This window comes from Stenotrophomonas sp. GL_111 (genome assembly GCF_057835245.1).
Window position 1 is genome coordinate 37,588 of the sequence record NZ_CM174421.1, and the last position, 26,374, is coordinate 63,961.

At 67.3% G+C, this 26,374-nt stretch carries 25 protein-coding genes; 16 read left to right on the forward strand and 9 right to left on the reverse strand.

Going from position 1 to position 26,374, the window contains the following annotated elements:
- Positions 1–8: 8 nt before the first annotated feature.
- The 4 genes from AC3IPM_RS00175 to AC3IPM_RS00190 form a co-directional block, all read right to left on the reverse strand.
- Entirely contained in the window at positions 9–848 is an 840-nt protein-coding gene (locus AC3IPM_RS00175; RefSeq protein ID WP_489301919.1) for a PhzF family phenazine biosynthesis protein, read from the reverse strand.
- 80 nt (positions 849–928) lie between these two features.
- Positions 929–1,519: a cysteine dioxygenase family protein gene (locus AC3IPM_RS00180; RefSeq protein WP_489301920.1), complete on the reverse strand. Its 591-nt coding sequence runs from the start codon at positions 1,517–1,519 to the stop codon at positions 929–931.
- Positions 1,520–1,648: 129 nt separating this feature from the next.
- Positions 1,649–3,274 carry a carboxylesterase/lipase family protein gene (locus AC3IPM_RS00185; protein ID WP_489301921.1) on the reverse strand — a complete coding sequence of 542 codons (1,626 nt, stop codon included), beginning with the start codon at positions 3,272–3,274 and terminating at the stop codon, positions 1,649–1,651.
- Entirely contained in the window at positions 3,271–4,260 is a 990-nt protein-coding gene (locus AC3IPM_RS00190; RefSeq protein WP_489301922.1) for an alpha/beta hydrolase, read from the reverse strand. The genes AC3IPM_RS00185 and AC3IPM_RS00190 overlap by 4 nt, the downstream gene beginning before the upstream one ends.
- Positions 4,261–4,400: 140 nt before the next feature.
- Between AC3IPM_RS00190 and AC3IPM_RS00195 the strand changes: the two genes are divergently transcribed.
- The 9 genes from AC3IPM_RS00195 (at position 4,401) to AC3IPM_RS00235 (ending at position 13,869) form a co-directional block, all read left to right on the forward strand.
- Positions 4,401–5,222, forward strand: coding sequence for a 2-keto-4-pentenoate hydratase (locus tag AC3IPM_RS00195; RefSeq protein ID WP_489301923.1), 822 nt, complete (start codon positions 4,401–4,403; stop codon positions 5,220–5,222).
- Positions 5,223–5,260: 38 nt separating this feature from the next.
- Positions 5,261–6,265, forward strand: a complete 1,005-nt coding sequence (locus AC3IPM_RS00200) for a TRAP transporter substrate-binding protein (RefSeq protein WP_489301924.1) — start codon at positions 5,261–5,263, stop codon at positions 6,263–6,265.
- Between the two features lie 11 nt (positions 6,266–6,276).
- Entirely contained in the window at positions 6,277–6,810 is a 534-nt protein-coding gene (locus AC3IPM_RS00205) for a TRAP transporter small permease (protein WP_489301925.1), read from the forward strand.
- 3 nt (positions 6,811–6,813) lie between these two features.
- Complete coding sequence (locus AC3IPM_RS00210) at positions 6,814–8,097, forward strand: TRAP transporter large permease (RefSeq protein ID WP_489301926.1); 1,284 nt, start codon at positions 6,814–6,816, stop codon at positions 8,095–8,097.
- A gap of 28 nt (positions 8,098–8,125) precedes the next feature.
- Complete coding sequence (locus AC3IPM_RS00215) at positions 8,126–9,712, forward strand: family 43 glycosylhydrolase (protein ID WP_489301927.1); 1,587 nt, start codon at positions 8,126–8,128, stop codon at positions 9,710–9,712.
- A 42-nt stretch (positions 9,713–9,754) separates the two neighbouring features.
- Entirely contained in the window at positions 9,755–10,816 is a 1,062-nt protein-coding gene (locus AC3IPM_RS00220) for a LacI family DNA-binding transcriptional regulator (RefSeq protein WP_489301928.1), read from the forward strand.
- A 185-nt stretch (positions 10,817–11,001) separates the two neighbouring features.
- On the forward strand, positions 11,002–11,850 hold the full coding sequence (kduI, locus tag AC3IPM_RS00225; RefSeq protein ID WP_489301929.1) for a 5-dehydro-4-deoxy-D-glucuronate isomerase: 849 nt from the start codon (positions 11,002–11,004) through the stop codon (positions 11,848–11,850).
- Positions 11,851–11,917: 67 nt separating this feature from the next.
- On the forward strand, positions 11,918–12,673 hold the full coding sequence (gene kduD, locus AC3IPM_RS00230) for a 2-dehydro-3-deoxy-D-gluconate 5-dehydrogenase KduD (protein WP_489301930.1): 756 nt from the start codon (positions 11,918–11,920) through the stop codon (positions 12,671–12,673).
- A 101-nt stretch (positions 12,674–12,774) separates the two neighbouring features.
- A complete protein-coding gene (locus AC3IPM_RS00235) occupies positions 12,775–13,869 on the forward strand; it encodes a GDSL-type esterase/lipase family protein (RefSeq protein ID WP_489304228.1) in 1,095 nt (364 codons plus the stop codon).
- Positions 13,870–13,910: 41 nt separating this feature from the next.
- Here the strand turns inward: AC3IPM_RS00235 and AC3IPM_RS00240 are convergent, their stop codons facing one another.
- Together AC3IPM_RS00240 and phhA are read right to left on the reverse strand one after the other, a co-directional pair.
- On the reverse strand, positions 13,911–14,567 hold the full coding sequence (locus AC3IPM_RS00240; RefSeq protein WP_489301931.1) for a DMP19 family protein: 657 nt from the start codon (positions 14,565–14,567) through the stop codon (positions 13,911–13,913).
- Between the two features lie 82 nt (positions 14,568–14,649).
- Positions 14,650–15,546: a phenylalanine 4-monooxygenase gene (gene phhA / locus AC3IPM_RS00245; protein WP_489304230.1), complete on the reverse strand. Its 897-nt coding sequence runs from the start codon at positions 15,544–15,546 to the stop codon at positions 14,650–14,652.
- 127 nt (positions 15,547–15,673) lie between these two features.
- On the opposite strand from phhA, the gene AC3IPM_RS00250 reads away from it, so the two are divergent.
- A complete protein-coding gene (locus AC3IPM_RS00250) occupies positions 15,674–16,156 on the forward strand; it encodes an Lrp/AsnC family transcriptional regulator (protein ID WP_489301932.1) in 483 nt (160 codons plus the stop codon).
- Positions 16,157–16,174: 18 nt separating this feature from the next.
- Here the strand turns inward: AC3IPM_RS00250 and AC3IPM_RS00255 are convergent, their stop codons facing one another.
- Positions 16,175–17,173: a patatin-like phospholipase family protein gene (locus AC3IPM_RS00255; RefSeq protein ID WP_489301933.1), complete on the reverse strand. Its 999-nt coding sequence runs from the start codon at positions 17,171–17,173 to the stop codon at positions 16,175–16,177.
- Between the two features lie 269 nt (positions 17,174–17,442).
- On the opposite strand from AC3IPM_RS00255, the gene AC3IPM_RS00260 reads away from it, so the two are divergent.
- A complete protein-coding gene (locus AC3IPM_RS00260; protein WP_489301934.1) occupies positions 17,443–19,710 on the forward strand; it encodes a TonB-dependent receptor in 2,268 nt (755 codons plus the stop codon).
- A 248-nt stretch (positions 19,711–19,958) separates the two neighbouring features.
- Positions 19,959–20,420 carry a hypothetical protein gene (locus tag AC3IPM_RS00265; RefSeq protein ID WP_489301935.1) on the forward strand — a complete coding sequence of 154 codons (462 nt, stop codon included), beginning with the start codon at positions 19,959–19,961 and terminating at the stop codon, positions 20,418–20,420.
- Between the two features lie 22 nt (positions 20,421–20,442).
- Here AC3IPM_RS00265 and AC3IPM_RS00270 read toward each other — a convergent pair whose 3' ends face one another.
- Entirely contained in the window at positions 20,443–21,294 is an 852-nt protein-coding gene (locus AC3IPM_RS00270; RefSeq protein ID WP_489301936.1) for an acid phosphatase, read from the reverse strand.
- A 280-nt stretch (positions 21,295–21,574) separates the two neighbouring features.
- Between AC3IPM_RS00270 and AC3IPM_RS00275 the strand changes: the two genes are divergently transcribed.
- Positions 21,575–22,456 (forward strand): lipase family protein, encoded by an 882-nt coding sequence (locus AC3IPM_RS00275; RefSeq protein ID WP_489301937.1) that lies wholly within the window; start codon positions 21,575–21,577, stop codon positions 22,454–22,456.
- Positions 22,457–22,466: 10 nt separating this feature from the next.
- Entirely contained in the window at positions 22,467–23,666 is a 1,200-nt protein-coding gene (locus AC3IPM_RS00280; protein WP_489301938.1) for a DUF4785 domain-containing protein, read from the forward strand.
- A 137-nt stretch (positions 23,667–23,803) separates the two neighbouring features.
- On the opposite strand, the gene AC3IPM_RS00285 is transcribed toward AC3IPM_RS00280, so the two are convergent.
- Positions 23,804–24,634, reverse strand: a complete 831-nt coding sequence (locus AC3IPM_RS00285) for an ABC transporter ATP-binding protein (RefSeq protein WP_489301939.1) — start codon at positions 24,632–24,634, stop codon at positions 23,804–23,806.
- A 149-nt stretch (positions 24,635–24,783) separates the two neighbouring features.
- Here AC3IPM_RS00285 and AC3IPM_RS00290 point away from each other — a divergent pair, with 149 nt between their 5' ends.
- Complete coding sequence (locus AC3IPM_RS00290; RefSeq protein ID WP_489301940.1) at positions 24,784–25,986, forward strand: DesA family fatty acid desaturase; 1,203 nt, start codon at positions 24,784–24,786, stop codon at positions 25,984–25,986.
- A gap of 3 nt (positions 25,987–25,989) precedes the next feature.
- Positions 25,990–26,361, forward strand: a complete 372-nt coding sequence (locus AC3IPM_RS00295) for an EF-hand domain-containing protein (protein ID WP_489301941.1) — start codon at positions 25,990–25,992, stop codon at positions 26,359–26,361.
- The last annotated feature ends 13 nt before the right edge of the window (positions 26,362–26,374 follow it).

Sequence of the window (26,374 nt, forward strand, 5' to 3'; positions counted from 1 at the left end):
GCGGGGCCTTACAGCGTCACCGTGCCTTCGATGCAGGTCACGCAGTCGCCGCCGATCCACAGGTCCTCGCCGATACGCTCGACCTGCAGCCGGCCGGCGCGGCCCAGCACCGTGCCCTGGCTGATCACGTAGCGGTCGGGGGTCTGCCCTTCGGCCTGCAGCCAGCGCGCGATTCCGGCGTTGAGGCTGCCGGTGGCTGGATCTTCCGGTGCGCCATCGCCGGCAATGAAGGCACGCGTTTCAAACTGCGCCCCGCTCGCGTCGTTCTCCGGGCAGGCACCGAACACGCCGACCTTCAGGCCTTCCAGCTGCGCATAGTCCGGCTGCAGTGCCAGCACCGTGGCGCGGTCGCGCAGGCGCAGCGCCAGCCAACCGGTGCCGTTGTCCACCCAGCGGGCATCCAATACGTCCTCGGCTGACAGGCCCAGCCCGCAGCGCACGCGCTCGCGCAGCACCGGTTCCAGTGGCATGCCACGCAGCAAGGGCGGTGCCAGGAACGCCAGGCCGGCAGCGCTGCGGCGAATGTGCACCAGGCCGATACCGCATTCCTGCACGATCTGTTCGCCCTTGGGCTCCCCGCCGTGCGCCAGCCACGCGTGGCAACTGCCGAGAGTGGGGTGACCGGCAAAGGGCAGCTCTTCCAGCGTGGTGAAGATGCGCACCCGGTAGTCCGCACGCGGATCGGTGGGCGGCAGCACGAAGGTGGTTTCGCTCAGGTTGGTCCATCGGGCGAACGCGGCCATGCGTGCAGGGTCGATGGTGGTGGCCGCTAGTACTACCGCCAGCGGATTGCCCCTGAGGGGATCGGGGCTGAAAACGTTGACTTGTTGGAAGGGATGGGTGGACATCTGGGGCTCCGGGGGCGTCGGTGGATTATCCGTTGGCCTTGCTCCGGATGTTGTTGCCGAGCATGGCTCGGCACTACCGCTTACGCGGCGTCGGTTTCCATTGCCTGCACGCGGCGCTGGTACCAACCCTCGCCCTCGGGCTCGAAGATCGCGCTGCGGGTCATCTCGCCTTCGTAGACATGCACCGAAATCGCCAGTTCTTCTTCGCTGGTGTTGCGGATGGTGTGGTACTCGTGCGGCGGAATCAGGCTGCCGGCACTGCCGCAGTCGCCCACGATCGCCGGCTCGGCGCGGAAGTTGAAACGCTCACCGTCGCGGTGCAGCAGGCGGTACTGGGTGATCTCCAGCTGGCCCAGCCACACCCCTTCCACGCACCACAGCCCGCTGTGGTCATGCAGCGGCGTGCCCTGCCCCGGGCCCCAGCTCATCGCCACGATGCTGTACCCGTGTGCGCTGCTGCGGTAGAGCTCGCGGCGGGCGTAGTGGTCGCTGATCGGGCGGTGCACGCAGGCCGGCAGCTGGATGCGGCTGTCGGCGATGGCCTCGCGCAGCGCCTGGCGCAACGTGGTGGCGATCCGATGTGGATCGTCGTGCTGCACCGCGTGGTCGATGGCGGCGATCAGTCGATCGCGCCCATGGAACGGAGGAAACGGCGTGCAGGTGGCTTGCATGCCTGCAGTCTAGGCGATCGGGGTTAACAACATGTTTGACCGGATTCACGTTGAATCGCCACACGATCCGCGACGTAGTGATCAGATCGCGTGTTTCAGTTGGAATTGCCTATTGCTGCACGTGCGCGCTCAGAACGTTCCGCGTTGTACGAACGGGACCTGCCGATACAGTTCGCGCTCGCCGCCGCGCGGGTCATCGGCCAGCTGTGGGGTGAGGTCGAACAGCATCGTTTCGCGGCGTGTCAGCGAATAGCCGCGCCACGCCGGCAGCCCGGCATGGTTGGGATCGCCATGCCGGGCGAAGGCCAGCAGGGCCTCGCTCATCAGTGTTGCCATGCGCGTGGCGTCCGCGCCCGAGCCGGTGCGTGAGCCGGCCTGGGTGGTGGTGTCGAACACCAACGGGATATCCAGCGTATGGAACGCGCCCAACCGGCCACCGTCCAGCGGAGAGCCCCAATCCAGCTGGTAGGCCCAGGTGGGCGCGCGCTGGCGTGCACGCGCTTCCAGCTCCTCCACCGCACCGCGCCAGGAGCGGCCGGCCGTGGTGGCGGCAAAGAACACCTGTGAAGGCGTGTAGTGCGGGTACATCCGCCGGTAGGCGGCGATCACCGTGGCCGGCAGCAGATCCACGAACTGCTGCTGTTCGAGCTTGGCCGGCAGCGTGTCCCAGGTGAGGGCGAAGTTGGCCGGATCGTGGCCCAGGAATGCACGGGTCTCATCGCGGGTGTTGCCGATCACCATCGGGATCGCCGCGGACTGCGCAGCGGCTTCGGGCCAGAACGGATGCACCGGCAGCGCGCCGCCATCCAGCACCGGGCCAAAGTACAGGCCGGTGTCTTCCACCCGCGACGGATCGCGCGCGCGGGTGGCCGCCAGCAGCGCTGCCATCGGCATGCTGCGCAGGGCCTCGACATCACGCGCGCCCACCGCCTGCATCGCGATGCGCGCGCGCTGGGTGGCCGCGCGCGGCCCGGCGGCGGTGACCTGCTGGCCGCTCATGGTCCAGGCGCGCTGGAACAGCCCGCGCGCGGCGGGCATCGCCATCAGCGTGGCGATCTTGGCGCCGCCACCGGATTGACCGAACACGGTGATGTTGTCGGCATCCCCGCCGAACGTGTCGGCATGTTCGCGTACCCAATGCAGCGCCTGGATCAGGTCCAGCTGGCCGACATTGCCCGAATCGGCCATGCGCGTATCGCCGAGCTGGGCCAGGTACAGATAGCCGAATACATTGAGCCGATGGTTGACCGTCACCACCACCACGTCGCCGCGCCGGCACAGCGCGCTGCCGTCGTACAGCGGGTCACTGCCTGAGCCGTTGTTGTAGGCGCCGCCGTGGATGTAGAACAGGATGGGCCGCTTGCCGCTGTCGCGCAGTGCGGGGGTCCACACGTTGAGATACAGGCAATCCTCGCTGCCGGGGCCGTCACTGCCGGTCTGCGGTGCGGCGTCGCCGTAACGGCGTGCCTCGCGAATGCCGCGCCACGGCAGCTCCGGCAAGGCCGGCTGGAAGCGTCGGGGTCGGGTGTCGGCACCGTAGGGAATGCCACGGAACACGTTCACGCTCTGCTGCAGTTCCCCGCGCAGGCGGCCGCTGCGGACCTGCACCACCGGCGCTGTGCCCATTTGCGACACGGGCGCAGCAATGGCCGCCGCCGACAGCAGCGGCAGGCTGCCCGCCGCGAGCAGCGCGGCATAGCGCGCACTGTCCTGCAGGAAGCGGCGGCGTTGCAGGTCGCTGGGCGCATCGCTCATCGGCGGCCTCCTACGGCCTGCGCATCGATCCAGCGCAGCGCCAGCGCCGGCCATTGCGCGGTGGTCGAACCGGGTGGAATACGCACGCCGAAGCCATGTCCGCCGTGGGCGAACAGATGCATCTCGGTGGGCACGCCGGCCTGCACCAGCGCCTGGTAGTAGGCCAGGCTGTTGCGCACCGACACCACCGTATCGTCCTGCGCGTGCACCAGGAAGGTGGGCGGCATGTCCGGGCGCGCGTGGTCCTGCATCGAGAACTGGGCCACCAGCGCGGCATCGGGATGCTCGCCGAGCAGCCGCTTGCGCGAGCCGGTGTGCGAGTGCGGGCCCATGTCGATTACCGGATACAGCAGCAGCGCGACGTCGGGGCGCGCGGACTGCGCGTCGATGGCATCGCGTGCGGGATACACCGGCAGATCGAATCCGGTGCTCAGCCGGGCCGCGATATGGCCGCCGGCGGAAAAGCCCATCACCCCGATGCGGCCCGGGTCCAGCTGCCAGCGGCGGGCACCGGCGCGGATCACACGCAGGGCACGCTGCGCGTCGGCCAGCGCGGCCTGGCGGTCGCTGCGCCCGGCTGGCAGCCGATAGCGCAGCACGAACAGGGTAATGCCCGCACGTTCGACGAAGTCCGGCACCAGTGCGGTGCCCTCCTTGTCGAGCACGATGCGCTGGTAGCCCCCGCCGGGAATCACCAGCAGCGCAGTGCCGGTGGGATGGGCGGGACGGTAGGCGACCAGGTAGGGCGCGTCGACATCGTCGATGTAGCGGTCGGGCAGCGCGGCATCGCTGCTGCGTTCGATCACGTTGGGCACCCGCGGCGGGCCCTGCTCGCCCGGTACCTGGCCGGCCGGCCATAGCGCGATGCGCTCGGCACTGCCCGGTGCCGGTTCGGTATCGGGCACGCTGCGCGGCGCGGCCTGCAGCAGGAGCGGGGCGCCGCACAGCAGCAGCCAGGCCAGCAACTTCAACGGAACGCGGGGCATCGAGGAGTCCTTTGTGGATGAGGCGCACCGTCATCGTGCCCGATTCTGACGCGCTGCACATTGCCAATGACACCGGTTTACCATATACAGCTCATCCAGGCGCTGTCGATGGGCAGCGCACCATTCACCGGGAGACCCGCTTGAGCAACGACCACGGCACACAGGACCTGCCCGAACCGGGCTGGGGTGATATCGCCCAGGCCTTCGTCAGCGCCCGCCAGCAGGGCCGCGCCCTGCCCGACTTTCCCGGCGAGATACCGTCCGACCTGGTCAGCGCCTATCGCGTGCAGGACCTGGCGATCGGCCTGTGGGACGACACCGTGGTCGGCTGGAAGGTGGGCTACATCGCCGCCGAACGCCGCGACAGTTCCGGCGACGACCGCCTGCTGGGCCCGATCTTCGCGCGCCGGCTCTGGAATGCTACCGGTGGAACAGTGGATATCCCGGTGTTCGTCGGCGGCTTCGGCGCGGTCGAGGCCGAGTTCGTGATCCAGCTGCTCGAGGACGCACCGGCCGACCAGCTGCACTGGACCCCGGAACAGGCCGAAGCCCTGCCCGCCCGCCTGTTCATCGGCGTGGAAGTGGCCAGCAGCCCGTTGGCCACCATCAATCAGCTCGGGCCGCGCGTGGTGGTCTCCGATTTCGGCAACAACAACGGCCTGGTGCTCGGCGCGGAGATCCCCAACTGGACCGCGCTGGACGATGCCGACCTGCGTGCGGAAACCCGAATCGAAGGGGCGGTGGTGGGTACCGGTGGCGCGACGCTGCTGCCCGGTGGCCTGCGCACCGCGTATGCGTTCGCACTGGCGCGCTCGGCGCAGCGCGGACGGCCGCTCAAGGCCGGCGACCTGATCGCCAGTGGCAATGCCACCGGCATCCATGACATCGCCGTGGGCCAACAGGCGTTGATCCGTTTCGCCGGCTACGGCGACATTACCTGCAGGGCCATCGCCGCCGGGTAAGCCGGGCGGACATGGCGAGTACGCTTGGGAGGGCGCAGATGATTACTCGCAGAAGGTTTCTCAGTACCAGCCTCGGCGCGCTCAGCGCGCCGGTATTGGCGGGGTGTTCGCGCCCGTCCGGCAGCGCTGCCGACGGCACGCGGTTGCTCACCGCCACCGATGTGCATGTGGCCGACTACCCCACCGTGACCGCGGTGAAATGGATCGGGCAGACCCTGGAAGCAAAGACCGGCGGCCGCCTCAAGCTGCGCCAGTACCATTCTGGCCAGCTCGGCCGCGAATCGGAGGCGATCGACATGGCGCGCTTCGGCGCCATCGACATCACCCGGGTGTACTCCGGCGCGCTCAACAACGCCTTTCCGCTGACTCAGGCGCTGTGCCTGCCGTACGTGTTCGAATCGGTGGCGCACATGCGCCGCGCGCTCGACGGCGGCATCGCCGATGCGGTGCTCGGCGGCTTTGAACGCCGCGACCTGGTGGGCTTGGCAATCTACGATTCCGGCGCGCGCTGCTTCTACAACACCAAGCATCCCATCGTGGAACCGCGCGACCTGCACGGGTTGAAACTGCGCGTGGCGTCCTCGGACATCTTCATCCAGCTGATGCGCCTGCTCGGGGCCAACCCGACGCCGATGTCGCTGGGCGATACCTTCTCGGGCATGGAAACGCACATGATCGACGGTGCGGAAAACAACATGCGCAGCTTCCACTCCAGCCGTCATTTCGAAGCCGCGCATTACTGGTCGCAGAGCGATCACTCCTATGCGCCGGACGTGCTGCTGATGTCGCGCACCAGCTTCGACGCGCTGACCCCGGCCGACCGCCAGCTGCTGCTGGAAACCGCGCGGGAGTCGGTCACCGTGATGCGCCAACAGTGGGATGCCTCGGAAAACAGCGCACGCCAGGCCGTGGCCGACTTCGGCATCCGCTTCAACGAGGTCGACATGCCGGCCTTCCGCAAGGCCGCCGATCCGTTGCTGCAGCAGTACCTGCAGCAGCCGGACCTGGCCGCGCTCACCCGTCGCATCCGCGACTTCGCCTGAGGTCTGCCGCGATGTCCGAACCCGTTTCCGAACTGACCGTGATCGTTCCCAGCGCGCCGCAGCGCCTGCTCAACGGCATTGCCGAGGTCGCCATCCACATCGCCGTACTGGCCCTGCTCGGGCTGGTGGTGGTGCAGGGCTGGCAGGTGTTTGCCCGCTACGTCATCAACGATTCGCCGAGCTGGACCGAGCCGGTCACGCTGCTGTTGCTGGCCACCGCGATGAGCCTGGGCGCAGCAACGGGTGTGCACACCCGGCGCCACTTCGGCTTCTTCCTGCTGGCCGAGCGCCTGCACCCGGCCGTGCGCCGCGCGGTGGACCTGTTCTCGGCCCTTGTGGTGGCGGTGATCGGCGTGGTGATCGCCTGGTGGGCCGCGGTGCTGCTGCTGGATGGGCTGGACATCAAAGCCGCCGGCGCGCCGCTGCCACAGAGCATCAACTACCTGCCGCTGGCCGTCGGTGGCGCGCTGATGGCGTTGTTCGCCTTGAACCAGATGGTGCAGGCGATCTCGCCGGCCGACGTCGCTGCTGAAGGAGACCGTTGAGTCATGGGTATCACGATCCTGTTCATGGTTTTCGCGCTGTTGCTGCTGCTCGGCGTGCCGGTGGCCTATGCCCTGGCCGCTGCCGCGCTGGCCACGCTGTGGTATCTGGACCTGCCCACGCTGGTGCTGGTCCAGCAGATCTCCGCCGGTACCGGCTCGGCCTCGCTGATTGCGATTCCACTGTTCATCTTTGCCGGTGAAATCATGATGCGCGGCGGCATCTCCGAACGCCTGATCTCGCTGGCCTCGGCGCTGGTGGGGCGCCTGCGCGGTGGCCTGGGCCAGGTCTCGATCCTGTCCTCGCTGTTCTTCGGCGGCGTGTCCGGCTCGGCCATTGCCGATGTCTCGGCGGTGGGCGGCACGATGATTCCGCAGATGGTCAAGCGCGGCTACGACCGCGATTTCGCCGTCAACGTCAGCATCACCGCCGCGCTGGTGGCGCTGCTGGTGCCGCCTTCGCACAACCTGATCCTGTTCTCCGCTGCCGCCGGTGGCGGGCTGTCCATCGCCGATCTGTTCGCGGCGGGCATCGCCCCGGCCCTGCTGATGACGGTGGCGCTGATGGTCACCGGTTACGCGGTCGCGCGAAAGCGGGGCTACGGGGTGGAAGTGTTCCCGGGCATGCGCGCGGTGCTGCTGCGGCTGGTCTCCGCCCTGCCCGGGTTGGGCCTGGTCGCGCTGATCTTCGTGGGCATCCGTGCCGGCATCTTCACTGCGGTGGAGAGTGCGGCCATCGCCGTGGTGTACGCCCTGCTGGTCACCAGCGTGCTGTACCGCCAGCTCAACTGGCGTGCGTTCCTGGGTACCGTCACCCATGCCGCGCGCAGCACCGGGGTGATCCTGTTCGTGATCGCCACTGCGGCGGTATTCGGCTGGCTGCTGGCCTACCTGGAAGTGCCTGCCGCGGCGGTGGATTTCCTGCAGTCGTTCGCGCACAGCCGCTTCATGGTGCTGCTGATGATCGTGGTGATGTTGTTGCTGCTGGGTACCTTCATGGACCTGGCACCGATGATCCTGATCTGCACGCCGATCTTCCTGCCGGTGGCCAAGGCCTACGGCATCGACCCGATCCACTTCGGTCTGGTGCTGGTGCTCACCGGTGGGTTGGGACTGGTCACACCGCCGGTGGGATCGGTGCTGTTCATCGGCACGGCGATCGGCAAGATCAGTGTCGGCGAGAGCATGCGTTCGATCTGGCCGTTCTGGTTCGCGGCATTGTCGGTGCTGCTGATCGTGACCTTCTTCCCGCAGCTGTCGCTGTGGCTGCCGCAGCTGCTGCGCAGCTGAGCCGTCGGCCGCCTACTGGAGACAGACCATGACACTGCACCACCTGCTGGCCGGCATCGTTGCAGGCTGCCTGCTGCTGGCCGGCACCGGCCACGCCGCCGAACCCGGCGCGGCGCCGGCCTGGAAACGCGGCATCGAGCACCAGCGCCAGGCCGATCTCGGCAATGGGACGTTCCTTAATCCGGTGCTGGCCGGTGACCGCCCGGACCCGTCCGTGCTCAAGGACGGTGAGGACTACTACCTCACCCTGTCCTCGTTCGATGCCTACCCCGGCCTGCCGATCTGGCATTCGCGTGACCTGGTCAACTGGCAGCCGCTGGGCCATGCGATCACCCGCAACGTGGGTGCGATCTGGGCCCCGGACATCGTCAAGCACGATGGCCGCTACTTCATCTACTTCCCGGCACGCACCGCCACCGGGCGCAGCAACTTCGTGGTCTGGGCCGACCGGATCACGGGGCCATGGAGCGAGCCGATCGATATCGGCCTGGGCAGGTACATCGATCCGGGCCATGCGGTCGGCGAGGACGGCAAGCGCTATCTGTTCCTCAGTGGCGGCGACTACGTGCAGCTCGCTGACGACGGTCTCAGCGTGGTCGGCACGCCGCGGCATGTCTACGACGGCTGGCAGTATCCGCAAAGCTGGGACGTGGAGGCCTACGCGCAGGAAGGCCCGAAGATCCACCGCCGCGATGGCTGGTTCTACATGACCACCGCCGTGGGCGGCACCGCCGGCCCGCCGACCGGGCACATGGTGATCACCGCGCGTTCGCGCTCGATCCATGGGCCGTGGCAGAACGCGCCGAACAACCCGATCACCCGCACCCGTTCGGCCGCCGAGCCGTGGTGGTCGCGTGGCCATGCCACCGTCATCGAGGGCACGGATGGGCGTTGGTGGATGATGTACCACGGTTACGAGAACGGCTTCTGGACGCTGGGCCGGCAGGCGCTGCTGGAGCCGATCGAGTGGACCGACGATGGCTGGTTCGTGGCCAAGGGCGGCGATCTGGGCCAGCCGCTGGCCAAGCCGGCGGGAAAGGCGCTTGGCCCGCATGGCATGGCACTCTCGGATGACTTCAGCGGCCCGGCGCTGGGCGCGCAGTGGTCGTTCTTCAATCCTGCCCAGGACGAGTACCAGCGCCTGGACTTCGCCGGCGATGGCCTGGCCCTGCAGGGCAAGGGCGACACCCCGCGCGATGCCTCGCCGTTGACCGCCATCGCCGGCGACCCGGCCTACCAGTTCGAGGTCGAGATGGAGATCGCGCCCGGCGCGGTCGGCGGTGCCCTGCTGTTCTACAGCGAGCGCCTGTACGCCGGGGTGGGCAGCAATGGTGAGGCCTTCATCCTGCACCGCTACGGGGAAGAGCGCCCTGCCCGGCTGGCGCCCAGTGCCACCGGCGGGCGGCTGTGGCTGCGGGTGACCAACAACCGCCACATCGTCACCGTCCACTCCAGCACCGACGGCAGGACCTGGCAGAAGTACCCGGTTCAGATGGAAGTCTCCGGCTACCATCACAATGTGGCGGGCAGGTTCCTGGCCCTGAAGCCGGCGCTGTATGCGGCGGGCAACGGCCAGGTGCGGTTCCGCCATTTCCGCTATCGGGCCCTGGATTGAACGGCCCGCTAGAATCCCCCGACTCATCCCGGTTCGAACGACATGTCATTGCGCAGCAAAACCGATCCGACCCAGCCGCATGGATTGACCAAGGGCAAGGCCGCCACGATCAACGACATCGCGCGTCTTTCCGGGGTCTCCAAGAAGACCGTTTCGCGCATCATCAACAACTCCCCGCTGGTGCGCAAAGACACCCGTGAGAAGGTCGAGGCGCTGATGCGTGAGGTGGGCTATTCGCCCGATCCGCTGGCGCGCGGGCTGGCGTTCCGGCGTTCGTTCCTGATCGGCATGGTCTACGACAACCCCACCGCGCAGTACATCGTGGACATGCAGTACGGCGCGCTGGACGCGCTGCGCGGCTCCAGTTTCGAGCTGGTGGTGCATCCCTGCGATTCGCGCAGCCCCGGCTACATCGAGGGCGTGCGCCGCTTCGTGCAGCAGCAGAAGCTGCACGGGGTGATCCTGGTGCCGCGTGCCTCCGAAGACCAGGCGCTGGTGGACATGCTGGATGAGATCGGCTGCCGCTTCACCCGCATCGCCGCGCTGCCGCTGGATGACACCTCGCAGATGGTGGTCACCCATGACCGCGATGGCGCTGCCGAAGCCGCCGATTACCTGCTCTCGCTCGGCCACCGCGATATCGCCTTGGTCACCGGCCCGAGCGCCTACCGTTCGGCACATGAGCGTACCGCCGGCTTCATCGACGCCCTCGCCCAGCGTGGCATCGAACTGCCGCCGGGGCGCATCGTCGAGGCTGGCTATACCTTCGAATCCGGCGTGGCCGCGGCCGAGAAGCTGCTGCTCGGCAAGCAGCGCCCGACCGCGATTTTCACCGGCAACGATGAAATGGCCGCCGGCATCTACAAAGTGGCGCTGCGCGCGGGCATCAACATCCCGCGCCAGTTGTCGATCATCGGCTACGACGACAGCCCGCTGGCCTCGCGCCTGTGGCCCTCGCTGACCTCGGTGCGCCGGCATACCCGCGACACCGGGCGCACCGCCGCGGCGATGCTGATCCAGCCCGAGGCCCAGGTCGCGTTGCAGATTGCCAGCGTGCGCCCGCACCTGATCGTGCGCGATTCCTGCCAGCCGCCGGAGGATTAACCCCTACGGGGGTAATCCTCGGTAGGTCACGACCGTTGGTCGTGACGCCTTTTCCGTCCTGACCCCGCCCCCGGGCCATCCGGCCCATCGTGCGCTGCAAAATGACACCGGTTTCCTAACTGACTAGAATGATCGGAAATCGCGCCGGGGCCGACCCGTCGGCCCACCCCTGCCCTGGAGACGCCATGTACTGCAAAACCCACTACGCCACCCATCCCGACGCCATCAAGGGCGCCAGCAATGACGACCTGCGCGAGCTGTACCTGCTCGACGGCCTGTTCAACGCCGATGCGGTGACGCTGAAGTACACCCACTACGAGCGCTTCGTGCTCGGCGGTGCCGCCCCGGTCACTGGTCCGCTGGCCCTGCCCGTGCAGACCGAGCCGGCCTCGGCCGCTGGCCACCCGTTCCTGGAGCGTCGCGAACTGGGCGTGATCAACGTCGGCAGCGGCGGTGGCACTGTCACCGTCGATGGCACCGTGTTCACGCTCGGCCCGAAGGATGGCCTGTACGTGGCGATGGGCAGCAAGGAGGTGGTGTTCGCCTCCGACGATGCGGCCAACCCGGCCCAGTTCTATCTGGCCTCGACCCCGGCGCACGCGCGCTTCGAGACCAAGCAGCTGTCGATCAAGGACGCGGTCGCGTTGGAGCGTGGCGCGCTGGAAACCAGCAACGAACGCACCATCTACCAGTACATCGTGCCGGCCACCTGCCAGTCCTCGCAGCTGCTGCTGGGCCTGACCGTGCTCAAGCCGGGCAGCGTCTGGAACACCATGCCGCCGCACCTGCACGACCGCCGCAGCGAGGTCTATTTCTACTTCGACCTGGGCGCCAACGACCGCGTCTACCACTTCATGGGCGAGCCGGACGCGCAGCGCCACATCGTCATCCAGAACAACGAAGCGGTGGTGTCCCCGCCGTGGTCGATCCACATGGGCGCCGGCACCAGCAACTACGCCTTCATCTGGGCGATGGGCGGCGAGAACCTGGATTACACCGACATGCACGTGCTGGACATCTGCCAGCTCAAGTAACCCACCGCGCACCGTCCGCTGCACGCGGGCGGTGCCTGTTCCGCATTGGAAAAGGACCGCATACGCAATGGCTAATCCGTTCAGTCTGGAAGGCAAGGTCGCCCTGGTTACCGGTGGCAATACCGGCCTGGGGCAGGGCATCGCGGTGGCGCTGGCACAGGCCGGCGCCGACGTCGCCGTGGCCGGCATCGCGCCGCCCACCGAGACCATCGCCAAGATCACCGCGCTGGGCCGTCGCTGCCTGGCCATCGAAGCCAACCTGATCAGCATCGAGCCGGTGGAGCGGGTGATCCGCGAAACCATCGAAGGCTTGGGTGGGCTGGATATCCTGGTCAACAACGCCGGGCTGATCCGCCGCGCCGACGCGGTGGATTTCAGCGAGCAGGACTGGGATGACGTGATGAACGTCAACATCAAGTCCGCCTTCTTCATCTCGCAGGCGGCCGGCAGGCACTTCATCGCGCAGGGCCGTGGCAAGATCATCAACATCGCCTCGATGCTGTCCTTCCAGGGCGGCATCCGCGTGCCGTCCTACACCGCCAGCAAGAGCGGCATCGCCGGCATCACCCGGCTGCTGGCCAATGAGTGGGCCAACAAGGGCATCAACGTCAACGCGATCGCGCCCGGCTACATGGCGACCGACAACACCGCCGCGCTGCGTGCCGACGAAGACCGCAACGCGTCGATCCTGGCGCGTATTCCAGCCGCGCGTTGGGGCACCCCGGAGGACCTTGGCGGTACGGCGGTGTTCCTGGCGTCCAGTGCATCGGATTACGTCAACGGCGCGGTGCTGCCGGTGGATGGCGGCTGGCTGGCGAGATAAGCCACACCCCGGCACGCTCCCACGCGTGGGGAGCGTGCTGGCCCACGCGAACAGGCGTACAAGAGCAGCCGAGCATGGCTCGGCTCTACCGGGACTTCTTCATGCTGCGCTTGCTGCTGTGCTCATTGCTGCTGGTCAGCACCGCTTATGCCGCCCCGCAACGCATCTTCATCGCCGGTGACTCCACCGCAGCCGAATACGGCCCGGAGCGCGCACCGCAGGCCGGTTGGGGCCAGGCCCTGCAGAGCTATCTGGATCCGGCGGTGTGGGACGTGCGCAACCACGCCAAGGGCGGGCGCAGTACGCGCAGCTTCATCGATGAGAAGCGCCTGGACGCGATTGCCGCCGAACTCCAGCGCGGCGACGTCCTGCTCATCCAGTTCGGCCACAACGATGCCAAGCGCGAAGATCCCACGCGCTATACCGACCCGGCCACGGAGTACCCGCAGTACCTGCTGCGCTATGTGCAGCTGGCCCGCGAAAAGGGTGCCACGCCGGTCCTGATCACCCCGGTGGCGCGGCTGCTGTACGACTTCGGTTCGCTGCTGGATACGCATGCGCTGTACACCCAGGCCATGAAGCAGCTGGCCGCACGCAAACAGGTTGCACTGATCGATCTCAACGACAGTTCCAGCCGCTGGATCCGCGCGCTGGGCGAGCAGGGCGCGCGCCCGTATTTCCTGTTCGTCCCCGAGCAGAACAAGGCCGATGGCACGCACTTCAGCGTGGCCGGCGCGAACGCCGTGGCGTGCCTGGTGATGCGCGACTGGGTGGCGCTGCGCCCGGACCTCAAGGCCGCACTAACGCGGGATATCGACTGCGAGGTGCGCGCAGGGCAGGGCAGTGAGGTGGTGAAACCATCGCGCGTCGTCCACGAACGCGACATCGCGGTGACCCAGCCAGGTCCGCATGGCGGGGCAGGGCCGACCACGGCGTACCCTTTCTTTGCCGAAGACACCGACCTGCCGTTCGTGCTGCGCAAGCGTGTACTGCACAAGGGCGCGGGCATCGGCCTGCATCCGCAGCACAAGGATGAGATCTACTACATCGTCAGCGGGCAGGGCAGCTATGTGCTGGATGGGAAGCGGCATGACGTCGGCGCAGGCGATGCGCTGCTGACCCGCACCGGTAGCTCACACGCGCTGCAGCAGCGCGGTGACGCGGATCTGGTGGTACTGCTGGCGTATCCGCGCTGACCAGGGCAGGCACTGAAAGGAAACCGATGCGCGCATGCGCTTCATACCGTGTCGTCGGTCGGTCCGGGGCCGAAATGCAGCAATCCCAGCCGCGCCAGATCCTCCGGCCGCGCGTAGTACGCTTCCTCAAATGCTCCCAGTGTCTGCTGTTCCAGCTCCGTCATCGCGCCGTATAGATCGGCAAGCTCGGTGACTGCCGGATCGTCTTCGAAACGATCCAGCAACCCACGCATGCCGGCCAGCGCGGCGCGTGTCTGCACCGCGCCGATGTCACCCAGCGCCTGCAGGGCAAGCTGACAGGTGCGGTCACCCCAGTTGCACAGGAACTGCATGAAACCGCCATTGTTGATGTCGGCCTCCATCCGCCACAGCGCGACCAGCTGCTGGTCTTGCGGGGACACCGCATCCAGGTTCCAGTCCAAGGCGTGCAGGCGTTTCAGTGCGTTGTCGTAGCGGGCATCCCACAGCAGGTCCAGCGCGTAGATCGTGCCGGTCGGCGATACCGGGCACAGCGCTGGCCAGTTGACCCCGAAACCATCGTCGGTCAGCACCCACTGTGCGCGCCGCTCGTCGGAGGCCTCCTTCAAACGCGGGTTCTGCGTGAGGAATCCGCTGAGCTGCTGGCCATTGGCCAACTGCAGGTGCAGGTGGGTATCGTCGAAGTGCAGGCTTACGATGCGGAGCGCTGAAAGGGGCATGGGCACTGAACGCCGCGGGTGATCGGGCGTTCGACCTTAGCAGAGCGCGGCGGTACGCGACTGCGCACCACCGCCGTATCCCTTACACGTCGCCGCCGTCCGCCCAACCTTCGCCGGTGCCCGTGTGGAACACCGTGTCGCCGTCCTGCACGTCACCGGCTGGCAGGTGTTCCAGCTGCTCCAGCGAGGCATAGATCGGGGTGAAGTCCGGCGAGGTTGCCTGCATCAACTGCTCGAAGCTGTCGATGACGAAGTAGGTCTTCTGGAAGGTGTCGATGCGGTACTTGGTGCGCATGATCCGCGCCAGGTCGAACCCGATCCGGTTCGGCGCGTCCGACTCCAGCGAGTACAGCGATTCGCCCTTTGAAGACACGATGCCGGCACCGTAGATGCGCAGGCCTTCGTCGGTGTTGATCAGCCCGAACTCCACCGTGTACCAGTACAGCCGGGTGAGGTGCTGCAGCGCCTCCGGGCCGATCGCATGCGCTTTCACGCCGCCGCGCCCATAGGCGGCCATGTAGTCGGCGAACACCGGGTTCATCAGCAGCGGCACATGCCCGAACAGGTCATGGAACATGTCCGGTTCGGCGATGTAGTCGATCTGGTCCGGGCGACGGATCCACCAGGTCACCGGGAAGCGGCGGTTGGCCAGGTGGTCGAAGAAATCCAGTTCCGGCAGCAGCCCTTCCACGCCCACCAGGGTCCAGCCGGTGGCGGCCCCCAGCACCTCGTTGAGCTGGTCGAAGCGCGGAATCATGTGCGCGCTCATGCCCATCTCGTCCTGCGCCTGCAGGAACTCCTTGCTGGCACGGCCCACCAGCAGCTCACGCTGGCGCTGGTACAGCGTGCTCCAGGTGGCGTGGTCGTCGGCGGTGTAGCTGTCCCAAGGCTGTTCCACGAGGGCGGTGGTATAGACCGGCACGTATCCCTTGTCGGTCTGCTGGTGTTCGACGCGGCGCGGGGTGGTGGCGGTTTCCATCGTGGTGGTCTCCTGGGAAGTCATCCCACGATGCTAGGGCAGGGCGCGCGCAAGAGGATTGCAAAGTTGCACGGATACGCTGGATTGGCGCAATATCCTTGCGTCCACCTCATGTTGCGGAGCAACAATGGCCGGAGATAACCAGTTCGACCGCACGGATCTGCGCCTGCTGGCCGAAATCCAGCAGCACGGCCGCGCCACCAACGCCGAGCTCGCCGCCCGGGTCAACCTGTCGCCGTCGGCCTGTCTGCGCCGCGTGCAGCGGCTGGAGAACGAAGGGGTGATCGCCGGCTACGGGGCACGGCTGGAGCCACGCCTGATCGGCCTGGGTCTGCAGGCCTTCGTCCGCGTCCAGCTCGAGAAGCACGACCAGCATGCCATCGGCGTGTTCGCCGACAGCGTGCTGGTGTGGGATGAAGTAGTGGCCTGCCACGCGCTCACCGGCGACATGGACTACCTGCTGCACATCTACGTGCGCGACCTGGCGCACTTCTCCAGCTTCCTGCTGGACAAGCTGCTCAACGCGGCAGGGGTGGCCGACGTGAACTCCAGCTTCGTGCTGCGCACGGTGAAGGATTTCCGCGCGCTGCCGTTGTCGCAGCTGGAATGAAGCGGGTAGCGCCGGCCCTCAGCCCTCGCACTTTTCCTTGCGCCCCATCAACTTGCCCATGCGCGAAGGTTCATCGCACCTGGGCTTGGCCGGCGGCGGCGCCAGTGCAGCGGCGCGGGCCTTCTGCAACTGCTGGATCTTGGCGCGGATCTGCGGCATCGCGGCCATCGCGGCCTTCTCGCCTTCCAGGATCGCGTTGTTGCGCTGGCTGAAATCGGCCGCGCCGATGTCCAGCACCTTCGGGCGGATGATGATGTCCGCGCGCGCCAGTTCCTGCTCGCCCAGGCGCTGGCCCATGATCGAGATCGACTGGTTGACGATGCCGAGCATGCCGGTCGGCGCCTTGCCGCTGGCCTTGCTGGAGATGTCCACGGCGATCACGAAGTCGGCGCCGAGCTGGCGCGCGGCATCCACCGGTACCGGGCTGACCACGCCGCCGTCGATGTAGTTGCCCTTGCCGATCTTCACCGGCTCGAACACGCCGGGGATGCTGCTGGAGGCGCGTACCGCCTGGCCGGCATTGCCACGCACGAAGATCGCGCGGTCGCCGGTTTCCAGCTGGGTGGCCACGGCCGCGAACGGCTTGCTGAACTTCTCGATCGGGCGGTTGCCGACCTGCGCGTTGACGTAGTCCTGCAGCTTCTGGCCCTGCACCAGGCCGCCGGAGAACAGGCGCACGTCGCGGATGCTGGTTTCATCCAGCGCCACCGCCTTGGACTGCATCTGGAAGGCATTCATGCCACTGGCATACAGCGCACCGACCACGCTGCCGGCGCTGGTACCGGATACCACCACCGGTTCGAACCCGTTGGCTTCCAGCATCTTGATCACGCCGATATGCGCAAAGCCCTTGGCCGCACCGCCACCCAGCGCGATGCCGATCTTGACCGGCTTGGCCGGTACCACCGTGGTGACCACCGGCGGCGGGGTCGGGCGGACGGGATCACCGCCGCAACCGGCCAGCAGGCCGAGCAGGGCAACGGACAGCGTGAGACGGGTGCGGCGCAGTGATTTCATCGGGATCGCAGAAAGTGAATGGGCATTGAGGGCGCCAGCATACCGGTAGCGCCGGCCGCTGGCCGTCCAGCGCAGGCGATGCGGTCAGATCGTAGCCAGAATCGCGCCTTCACTGCCGAACCGGCCGGTCCTGCCCCACGGCGGCGGGAGGCCCCAGCGCCATGTTCAGCGCCAGTAATGAATAGCCGTGATTTGCGGCGTTGTTGTTGTACTGCAACAATTGTCTGGTAGCGCCGGTCCACCACCCCTCCCAACACAGCCTAATCGCCATGTTCCCGAACCGCACTGCCCACGGCCGTACTGCGTCCGTGCATCCGCTCGCCATCGCCCTTGCCGCCCTGCTGCCATTGACGGCCGCAGCCCAGGACGCCCCCGCCACCAAGGATCCGGTCGCCCTGGATACCCTGCAGGTGACGGCCCAGCGCCGTGTCGAGAACGCCAAGGACGTGCCGGTATCGATCTCGGCCATCCAGGGTGAAAAGCTCGACGTGCTCGGTTCCGCCGGCGACGACATCCGTTTCCTGTCCGCGCGCGTGCCCAGCCTGAACATCGAATCCTCCTACGGCCGTGCCTTCCCGCGCTTCTACATCCGCGGCCTGGGCAACACCGATTTCGATCTCAACGCGTCGCAGCCGGTCTCGCTGGTGTATGACGATGTGGTGCAGGAAAGCCCGCTGCTGAAGGGCTTCCCGCTGTTCGACCTGGCCGGCGTGGAAGTGCTGCGTGGCCCGCAGGGCACGCTGTTCGGCCGCAATACCCCGGCAGGCGTGGTCAAGTTCGATTCGGCACGTCCCTCGCAGGATGCCGACGGTTACATCAAGGTGGCCTACGGCAGCTACAACACCTGGAACACCCAGGCCGCCTACGGTGGCCCGCTGACCAGCCGCTGGTCGGCCCGTGTGTCGGCGTTGTACCAGCGCCGCGACGACTGGGTCACCAACACCCGCGCCAATGCACCGGCGCAGGGTTTTGAAGGCTATGACGAAGCCGCCGCACGCGTGCAGTTCCTGTACGAAGGCGATGATGTCGAGGCGCTCTTCAACCTGCACAAGCGCAAGCTCAACGGCACCGCGCGCCTGTTCCGCGCCAACATCCTCAAGCCGGGCACCAACCAGCTGGTCGAGAACTTCGACCGCGATGAAGTGTCCACCGACGGGCAGAACTTCTCCGAGCTGGAAACCTGGGGCGGCAGCGCGCGCCTGAAGTGGGACCTGGGCCGGGTCACCCTGCACTCGATTACCGGCTATGAAACTGCCGAATCGCTCAACCATGGCGACATCGATGGCGGCTACGGCGCCAGCTTCCTGGGCGCGGGCAACTACGGCCCGGGCAACATCCCGTTCGCCTCGGAGTCGGCCGACGGCCTGCCGCACCACCGCCAGTGGACCCAGGAATTCCGCATCGAATCCAACGAATGGGGCCGCTTCGACTGGCAGGCCGGGCTGTTCTACTTCGATGAAGACGTCACCATCGACAGCTTCAACTACGACTCGCTGACCCCGGGCAATCCGCAGAACGGCCATGCCGTGCAGAGCCAGCGCAACAAGGCCTGGGCGGCCTTCGTCTCCGGCGATTTCGACGTGACCGAGCGCTTCAAGCTGCGCGGTGGCGTGCGCTACACGCAGGACAAGAAGGACTTCAGCGCCAGCGTGCTGCAGGCCGTGCCGTTCGGTACCCCGGTGAGCGGCCCGTACCTGGCCAACACCGACGTCAACGACGTCAGCTGGGACCTGAGCGGTGTGTACCAGATCACCGACAACCTCAACGCCTACGCCCGCGTCGCCAAGGGCTTCCGCGCTCCGTCGATCCAGGGCCGCCTGGCCTTCGGTGGCGTCTCCCAGGCCGACTCGGAGAAGGTGATCTCGTATGAGGCCGGCATCAAGGCCGACCTGTTCGACCGCCGCGCCCGCCTGGGCTTCAACGTGTTCCGCTACAACGTGGACGGCCAGCAGCTGATCGCCGTGGGCGGCAGCAACAACACCGCCACCCTGCTCAACGCCGACAAGACCCTCGGCCAGGGCGTGGAGCTTGATTTCGAAGCCTATCTGACCGACCACGTGCTGCTGACCCTGGGCAGCAGCTACAACGACACCGAGATCAAGGACCGCGACCTGGCGGTGGCGATCTGCGGTGGCGGCTGCACCATCACCGACCCGACCACCGTCATCGATGGCGCCACCTATGCACTGGTCAACGGCAACTCGCTGCCGCAGGCGCCGAAGTGGATCCACAACCTGACCCTGCGTGCCGGCTTCCCGCTCAGCGATGCCAGCGAGCTGTACGTGTACACCGACTGGGCTTACCGCAGCGAAGTGAACTTCTTCCTGTACGAGTCGCCGGAGTTCCGCAGCCGCTCCTCGCTGGAAGGCGGCCTGCGCCTGGGCTACAACTGGGATTACGGCCAGTACGACGTGGCCGTGTACGGCCGCAACCTGACCGACCAGGTGCGCGTGGTGGGTGCGATCGACTTCAACAACCTGACCGGCTTCCTCAACGAGCCGCGCACGTTCGGTGTGGAGTTCACCGCGAAGTTCTGATGCCTGTCATCGGTAGGTGCCCACCGTTGGTGGGCACGCGATAGGTACCGACCGTTGGTCGGTACAGCACCTTGAAAAACGGCGCGGAGAGATCCGCGCCGTTTCTGTTTCCGCACCGTTCTGCAACTTCTTGCATTCTCCGCAACCGGCACGTTGTCCCACACTGCGCGGCCCACGCTCGGTGGATCCACCCGGTGCCCTTCGCCAAAGCTGCAGGAGAGCTGGACGTGACCGATCACCCACGCCCGATGCGCAACACCGCCTTCCTGTTCTGGGGAGGCATGGATGCGGCACAGATACTCCTCTACGTCATCGCAGCACTGCGCAGCGGGCGCACGCCGTACCTGGATGATGTTCGCGGCTCGCTCGCCGTTCTGGACAGTCATGGCGGTACCGCGACGCTGTTGCTGATGCCCACATGGGCGTTGCAGGCAAGCCTGTTCGCCTCCTGCGCGCTACTGCTTTGGCGCAGCAGGTATGGCCGTTACCTGGCCTACCTGCAGGTTCCGTTGCGCCTGTGGCTGCTGCTGCCATCGCTGCCGTTCGTGCTGCTGCTCGTACGCGATCCGCGCATTTCGCCCATCACCCAGCTGGTGCTGGCCGGTGGACTGCTGCTGCTCATCGAGTCGGTCAAACTCTGGACCCTGGGCCGTCAGCGTCAGCGCGCCGCGGAGATATCGGCCCAGGGCGGCATCGATACGGCGCGCTGACGCGATGGGCGTTGCGGAGGCCTTACAGCGCGCTTGCCGGACGCACCTTCAACACCGCCTCTTCGGTGGCGCAGTCGCGGCTGGAATGCAGCCCGGCCTTGCGCGCTGCCGCGATCTCCTTGCGTGCAGCAATCAGGTCGCTATTGAAGGCTGCATTGTCATGCAGGCGTGCCACCGCAGCGGCCCCCATGAAGCGGCCTTCCAGAATGTCGCTCTGCCAATGCACGTTGCACACCAGCCGGCTCTCGCCATAGTTGCGGCCACGTGCCTGGATCGCGTCGGCACGGTCGGGCGCAATCTCCGACAGGATCAACGCCCAGGCCCAGCCGATCGAGGTGTGGCCGGACGGGTACGAACCATTGCCGCGCAGGTCCTGCTCGTCTTCCGGGCTGCAGGTAGGTTCGTTGTTGACCATGAACGGACGGGCGCGCTGATAGTGCTTCTTGGCCGTGCGCGTGGCGGCACTGGCGTCGATCCGGCTGCGTTCGAGCAGGCGGTACAGCGCCGGCGTCTTCTGCGCGTCCACGTCGATATCGACCGCGCACGAGAACTGATTCGCCCCGGCCGGGAAGCCAAGCTCTGCATCGCGATGGGCTTGCTCGAAACGCGCGCTGCCGCGCAGTGCTCGCCCCTCACGGCTGACCTGCTCATCGAGCGCGAAGCCGGCCGAGCCCGCTGCCGGCGGCGCCGGTACCAGGGCCAGGCTGGCCGGTACCGCGTCCGCGTGCAGGTAGCCCACGGCGCGGGTCACCACAGAAGCTTCCACCGGCGTGCTGGCGGGCGCGGTGCCGGTGGCGCAGCCGGCGAGGGTGGCCAGCAGGGCAACGCCCAGCAACGGGCGCAGCGCAGCGGTGGTAGCGGAAGACGACGACATCGGCAGGTCTCGGCACGGGGGAAGCGGCCATGATCGCAGCTTGATTGGCGGGCGGCAGTGGCCGTTGGTCATGCAGCCAGATCCGGCATGGTGAGTGCCGGGTGAAGGTTGGGACTGTGTGCGGATCCTGGAAACCCTCTACTGGTTCACGGAAATCAACGTGCGCGCGACATAGCTTCCGCAAAGGCGCCATCAACCGTCACACGCGTATGGATAGATGCATGCCATGCCGCCGTGGGAGCGCCGGTCATCAGGGGGACCATCAGCAATGGAGATAGCGATGCGAAGCAACGCAGCAAAGACGGGCGGTGGACTCGCCCTGGGCTTGATGCTGTCCTGCACCAGCGTGCAGGCCGCGGACGTGGTGGGAGTCGCGTTCGTGCATGGCACCGGCAAGCAGACCGACGCACGTACCGATTACTGGCAGCCGGCAATCATCGATACCGTGCGCCAGGGCCTGCCGAACAGCGCCAACTACACGGTCATCAACTGCGATTTCGAGCAGTACATGTGGAAGCCCGAGGCCGCCGGTTGCCTGGCCGGGCAGCTGACCAGCTTCATCAACGGCAAGGGCATCACCAAGCTGGTGGTGATCACCCATTCCAACGGCGGCAACGTGGTGCGCTGGATCCTGTCCAACCCGACCTACGACAGCCGCTACCCGAAGATCATCCAGACCATCAGCAAGGTGACCGCGCTGGCGCCGTCCTCGGCGGGCACACCGCTGGCCGATGCGGCGCTCAACGGCAATGCGTTTGAAGCCTCGGTGGGCTGGTTGCTCGGCTACACCAACGACGCCGTGCGCCAGCAGCAGGTGGGGCATATGGCGACTTACAACGCACAGAACCTGTACGGCACCGCAGGCCGGCCCGCCCTGCCCAAACCGTTCCGCGCGGTGGTGGGTTCGGATGTCGAATCGGCGGTGTGGGACAGCAACAGTTACTGCGGCGGCTATGCGCAGAACGTCGGGCTGGAGCTCACCCAGAACTGGCTCAACAGCTGCTCCGACGGGTTCCTGGAGTGCAGCAGCCAGAAGGCTGCCGGCAGCCTGTGGTTCACCGACAAGGCGCGCACCAAGGGCGCCGAACCGCTGAGCCACAACCAGAGCCGCCGCGAATGTTTCGGCCTCGGCGCGATCCTGCGCAACGACCTGACCCTGTGAGGAGCACGCCATGACTTCAAGACTGACGATTGCCGTGGCGGTGGCCGCCGCCGTGCTGGCCCTCCCGCTGCAGGCCGCGCAACCGCTGCTCACCGCGCGCGCCGCCGACCAGGTGCCCAGCCGCGTGGACGCCGCGCCGCTGCTGCCCAACGACGCCAGCGAGCGCGCACCGCTGAGCCTTGCCTGGGCGCTGGACCCGGCGCAGGCGCTCACGGCCCCGGCCCCGTTCGCCGCCACCAGCCGCAGCTACTGGGAAATGGTGGACGCGCCGGCCCTGCAGCAGGGCCTGGAACTGCCGTTGACCGCACCGGATGCGGTGATCCAGGTCAGCCCGGTGCAGGGCGCGCGCCGGCTCACCCCGGAGCAGTGGCAGGTACGTGATCCGGCCGGTGCGCTGGCGGTCGACAAGGGCGTGGATGCACAGCAGCTGCGTGCGGCCGGCATGACCGTGGCCGAGGGCAGTGCGATGGTGCGCACCGGGCGCAGCGCCGTACTGGGTACCTATCGCCTGCAGAGCGCACAGGCGCAGGGCCGCTACGTGGTGCAGGTACTGGAACCCAACAGCACCGTCGCGCTACGCCTGCAGGCCAGCCGCCAGCAGGTGCTGGCCGGGGGCAGCCTGGAGCTGGACGCGCGCCTGGTCGACGACGGTGGCAGCACTGCACTGGCCGCAGGCCGGGCTTTGCCGGCCGGTGGCGAAGCGCTGCTGGTGGCGCCGGACGGCCGCAGCTGGCCGGTACCGCTGCAGGCCTCGCGCGACGGACTGCGTGCGCGGGTGGCCATTCCGCGCGATGTCGGTGCGGTACAGGGGCTGTGGGAGCTGCAGGCGTTCGTGACCGGCAAGGGTGTGCAGCGCGACGCCAAGATCGCCTTCGCGGTAGCCCAGCCGACCGCGCGCTTCGATGGCCAGGCCGAGGTGGACACCGCCACGCGTGCGGTGCGCCTGCCGCTGCAGATCGGTGCGCCCGGGCGCTATGAAGCCCGCGGCACCCTGTATGCGACCGGCCCGGACGGGCGCCTGCACCCGGTGGCGCAGGCCCACAGCGCGGCGTGGTTTGCCGGTGCCGGCAAGGGCGAGCTGGCCCTGCCGTTTGCCAGCGTGGCGCTGCCGCGCGGTTACGCCGCACCGTTCGAGCTGCGCGACCTGCAGCTGCAGGACCAGAGCCGAATGGCTCCGATCGAAGCCCGCGCGGTGGCGTTGACGTTCTAGGCAAGGCGGGAGACGGGGGCGATGGCCTCCGTCTCCCAGGTAACGCCATGCCATGCATGGCTGCCTTTACCTCGAGCACCCGCGCAGCCCGCCAGCCACGCATGGTGTGGCTCTACCCTCAGACGACGGGGCCGCGCTCAGCCGGCGACGGCGCTCAGGTGCCCGTCCTGTTCCAGCACCCGGATCGGCCCGCCGAATACCTCCGACAGCGGTCCATCGCGCAGCAGGTCGGCACGGCCGCCGTCGGCGACGATCTTGCCGCCGCGCAGCAGCACCACGCGCTCGATCTCCGGGATGATCTCTTCGATATGGTGGGTGACCAGCACCAGGGTGATGCCCTGGGCGGCCAACGCGCGCATGGTGGCGATCAGGTGCTGGCGGGCGATCAGGTCCAGGCCGGTCGAGGGCTCGTCCAGCAGCAGCGCCTGCGGCCGGTTGACCAGTGCCCGGGCGATCAGCACGCGGCGGGTTTCACCGGCCGACAACTCGGCATAGCCCCGCTGCAGCAGTGCCAGCGCGCCTGTCAGGGCCAGCGTCTCGCGTACCCGCGCCCGCATGTCCGCACTGACCTCGCGGAAGGCCGGCACCACGAAGCTGGCGAAGAAGCCCGACAGCACCGCTTCCTCCACGGTCAGCCCGGGCATGTCGGCCAGGTTGCTGCTGAGGTCGCCGGTGACGATGCCCAGCTGCGCGCGCAGCCGGTCCACCTGCCAGCGGCTCTGGCCGAGCACGCGCACCGCCACGCTGCCGTCGGCATGCGCCAGCGGGTACAGCTCGCGGGTGATCAACTTGATGAAGGAGGATTTGCCGCAGCCGTTGGGGCCGAGCAGGGCGGTGTGCTGGCCTTGGGCGATGCGCAGGCTGAGATCGTGCAACACCCGCACCTGGCCGCGGATCACGCAGGCGCGGTCGAGCTCGATCAGGGGGGCGGTGGCGGCCGGAGCGGCGGGGGAGGCGGCAACTGTCATGAATGCGTGGGCATGCTCACGAAGAGGGAAATCAACTGAATGACGGCGTAAAAATCGCATCAGACGGATGAAGTTTGCAACCTCAGGCCCCATGATGTGCCCAGGTGTACCCGTTTCCTTGCTGGCCGACTGCGGCCTGGAGTCCTGCGATGCTCGATACGCTCCTCAACTTCCTGACCGGCGGTGTCGTCGGCCTCGGCTGGTGGGGCATGGCGCTGGTGCTGCTGGTATTCACCCAGCTGACCATCTTCGCCGTCACCTTGTACCTGCATCGCAGCCAGGCGCATCGCGGCGTGGATTTCCACCCGGTCATCGCGCACTTCTTCCGGTTCTGGACCTGGCTGACCACCTCGATGATCACCAAGGAGTGGGTGGCGATCCATCGCAAGCACCACGCCAAGGTGGAAACCGATGAAGACCCGCACAGCCCGGTCACCAAGGGCATCGGCATGGTGTTCTGGCGTGGCGTGGAGCTGTACCGCGAGGCCCGCGCGATGCGCGCGGACATTGAACAGTACGGCCGCGGTGCTCCGGACGACTGGATCGAACGCAAGCTCTACACCCCGCATGCCAATCTCGGCCCGGTCGCGCTGCTGGCCATCAACAGCCTGCTGTTCGGCCTGCCCGGCGTGGCCCTGTGGGCGATCCAGATGGCCTGGATCCCGTTCTGGGCGGCCGGCGTGGTCAATGGCCTGGGCCACTGGTGGGGCTACCGCAACTTCGAATCGGCCGACACCTCCACCAACCTGACCCCGTGGGCGTTCTGGATTGGCGGCGAAGAACTGCACAACAACCACCATGCCTTCCCGAGCTCGGCGCGTTTCTCGATGCGCCGCTGGGAATTCGATATCGGCTGGGCCGCCATTCGTGGCCTGCAGGCCCTGCGCCTGGCCAAGGTGCTGCGCGTGGCGCCGAGCATGGACGTGCGCCCGAACATCGCCGTGCCCGATGCCGAAACCCTGAAGGCGCTGCTGTCGCACCGCTTCCAGGCGATGACCGATTACCAGCGCAACGTGTTCGTACCGGCGCTGCGTGAAGAAGCGTCCATGGCCGGTGCCAAGCTGCGCAAGCTGCTGCCGCGGCGGTTGCGCCGTGGCCTGGTCAATGATGGCCGCTGGCTCAAGCCCGATTGCCGCGCCCAGCTCAGCAGCTGGGTCGAACAGCGCCCGCGCATCCAGGTGCTGGTGGAACATCGCGCCCGCCTGGCCGCCCTGCTGGAAGCCCGTGGCAACGACGCCGCCGAACGGCTGAAGCTGCTCCAGGCCTGGTGCCACGAGGCTGAAGCCAGCGGCATCGCCGCCCTGCAGAACTACGCTGCGCGGCTCAAGGGCTACGCACTGACGGCGCACTGACGAATGCCGTCAGTGCTGCATCACCGTTTCGCGAAACGCCGCCCCGTGCGGCGTTTTTCGTGGCTGGCACTGCTGCTGGTGGCCAGTGCCGTGCAGGCCCAGGTCACCGACACCGGCAGCTACCTGCAACGCATGGATACCGACGGCGATGGCCGGGTCAGCGTCGAGGAGTACGTGCAGTGGATGCTGTACGCCTTCGAGCGCATGGACCGCAATGGCGACGGCATGCTCAGCGCCGACGAACTGCCCGGCGGCAAAGGCACCCCGATCACCCGTGAGCAGCAGCGGCAGACGCTGATCCAGCGTTTCCACAAGCAGGATGCCAACGGCGACGGGTACCTGAGTGCCCGGGAACTGGCGGCGCCGCCGCGCTGAGTCTGGTGAGCAC

Excerpts from the sequence above, each read along its gene's own strand:
- AC3IPM_RS00175 (WP_489301919.1), bottom strand. The coding sequence starts at position 848 with ATGTCCACCCATCCCTTCCAACAAGTCAACGTTTTCAGCCCCGATCCC.
- AC3IPM_RS00180 (WP_489301920.1), bottom strand. The coding sequence starts at position 1,519 with ATGCAAGCCACCTGCACGCCGTTTCCTCCGTTCCATGGGCGCGATCGA.
- AC3IPM_RS00185 (WP_489301921.1), bottom strand. The coding sequence starts at position 3,274 with ATGAGCGATGCGCCCAGCGACCTGCAACGCCGCCGCTTCCTGCAGGAC.
- AC3IPM_RS00190 (WP_489301922.1), bottom strand. The coding sequence starts at position 4,260 with ATGCCCCGCGTTCCGTTGAAGTTGCTGGCCTGGCTGCTGCTGTGCGGC.
- AC3IPM_RS00200 (WP_489301924.1), top strand. The coding sequence starts at position 5,261 with ATGATTACTCGCAGAAGGTTTCTCAGTACCAGCCTCGGCGCGCTCAGC.
- AC3IPM_RS00205 (WP_489301925.1), top strand. The coding sequence starts at position 6,277 with ATGTCCGAACCCGTTTCCGAACTGACCGTGATCGTTCCCAGCGCGCCG.
- AC3IPM_RS00210 (WP_489301926.1), top strand. The coding sequence starts at position 6,814 with ATGGGTATCACGATCCTGTTCATGGTTTTCGCGCTGTTGCTGCTGCTC.
- AC3IPM_RS00215 (WP_489301927.1), top strand. The coding sequence starts at position 8,126 with ATGACACTGCACCACCTGCTGGCCGGCATCGTTGCAGGCTGCCTGCTG.
- AC3IPM_RS00220 (WP_489301928.1), top strand. The coding sequence starts at position 9,755 with ATGTCATTGCGCAGCAAAACCGATCCGACCCAGCCGCATGGATTGACC.
- kduI (WP_489301929.1), top strand. The coding sequence starts at position 11,002 with ATGTACTGCAAAACCCACTACGCCACCCATCCCGACGCCATCAAGGGC.
- kduD (WP_489301930.1), top strand. The coding sequence starts at position 11,918 with ATGGCTAATCCGTTCAGTCTGGAAGGCAAGGTCGCCCTGGTTACCGGT.
- AC3IPM_RS00235 (WP_489304228.1), top strand. The coding sequence starts at position 12,775 with ATGCTGCGCTTGCTGCTGTGCTCATTGCTGCTGGTCAGCACCGCTTAT.
- AC3IPM_RS00240 (WP_489301931.1), bottom strand. The coding sequence starts at position 14,567 with ATGCCCCTTTCAGCGCTCCGCATCGTAAGCCTGCACTTCGACGATACC.
- phhA (WP_489304230.1), bottom strand. The coding sequence starts at position 15,546 with ATGGAAACCGCCACCACCCCGCGCCGCGTCGAACACCAGCAGACCGAC.
- AC3IPM_RS00250 (WP_489301932.1), top strand. The coding sequence starts at position 15,674 with ATGGCCGGAGATAACCAGTTCGACCGCACGGATCTGCGCCTGCTGGCC.
- AC3IPM_RS00255 (WP_489301933.1), bottom strand. The coding sequence starts at position 17,173 with ATGAAATCACTGCGCCGCACCCGTCTCACGCTGTCCGTTGCCCTGCTC.
- AC3IPM_RS00260 (WP_489301934.1), top strand. The coding sequence starts at position 17,443 with ATGTTCCCGAACCGCACTGCCCACGGCCGTACTGCGTCCGTGCATCCG.
- AC3IPM_RS00265 (WP_489301935.1), top strand. The coding sequence starts at position 19,959 with ATGCGCAACACCGCCTTCCTGTTCTGGGGAGGCATGGATGCGGCACAG.
- AC3IPM_RS00270 (WP_489301936.1), bottom strand. The coding sequence starts at position 21,294 with ATGTCGTCGTCTTCCGCTACCACCGCTGCGCTGCGCCCGTTGCTGGGC.
- AC3IPM_RS00275 (WP_489301937.1), top strand. The coding sequence starts at position 21,575 with ATGCGAAGCAACGCAGCAAAGACGGGCGGTGGACTCGCCCTGGGCTTG.
- AC3IPM_RS00280 (WP_489301938.1), top strand. The coding sequence starts at position 22,467 with ATGACTTCAAGACTGACGATTGCCGTGGCGGTGGCCGCCGCCGTGCTG.
- AC3IPM_RS00285 (WP_489301939.1), bottom strand. The coding sequence starts at position 24,634 with ATGACAGTTGCCGCCTCCCCCGCCGCTCCGGCCGCCACCGCCCCCCTG.
- AC3IPM_RS00290 (WP_489301940.1), top strand. The coding sequence starts at position 24,784 with ATGCTCGATACGCTCCTCAACTTCCTGACCGGCGGTGTCGTCGGCCTC.
- AC3IPM_RS00295 (WP_489301941.1), top strand. The coding sequence starts at position 25,990 with ATGCCGTCAGTGCTGCATCACCGTTTCGCGAAACGCCGCCCCGTGCGG.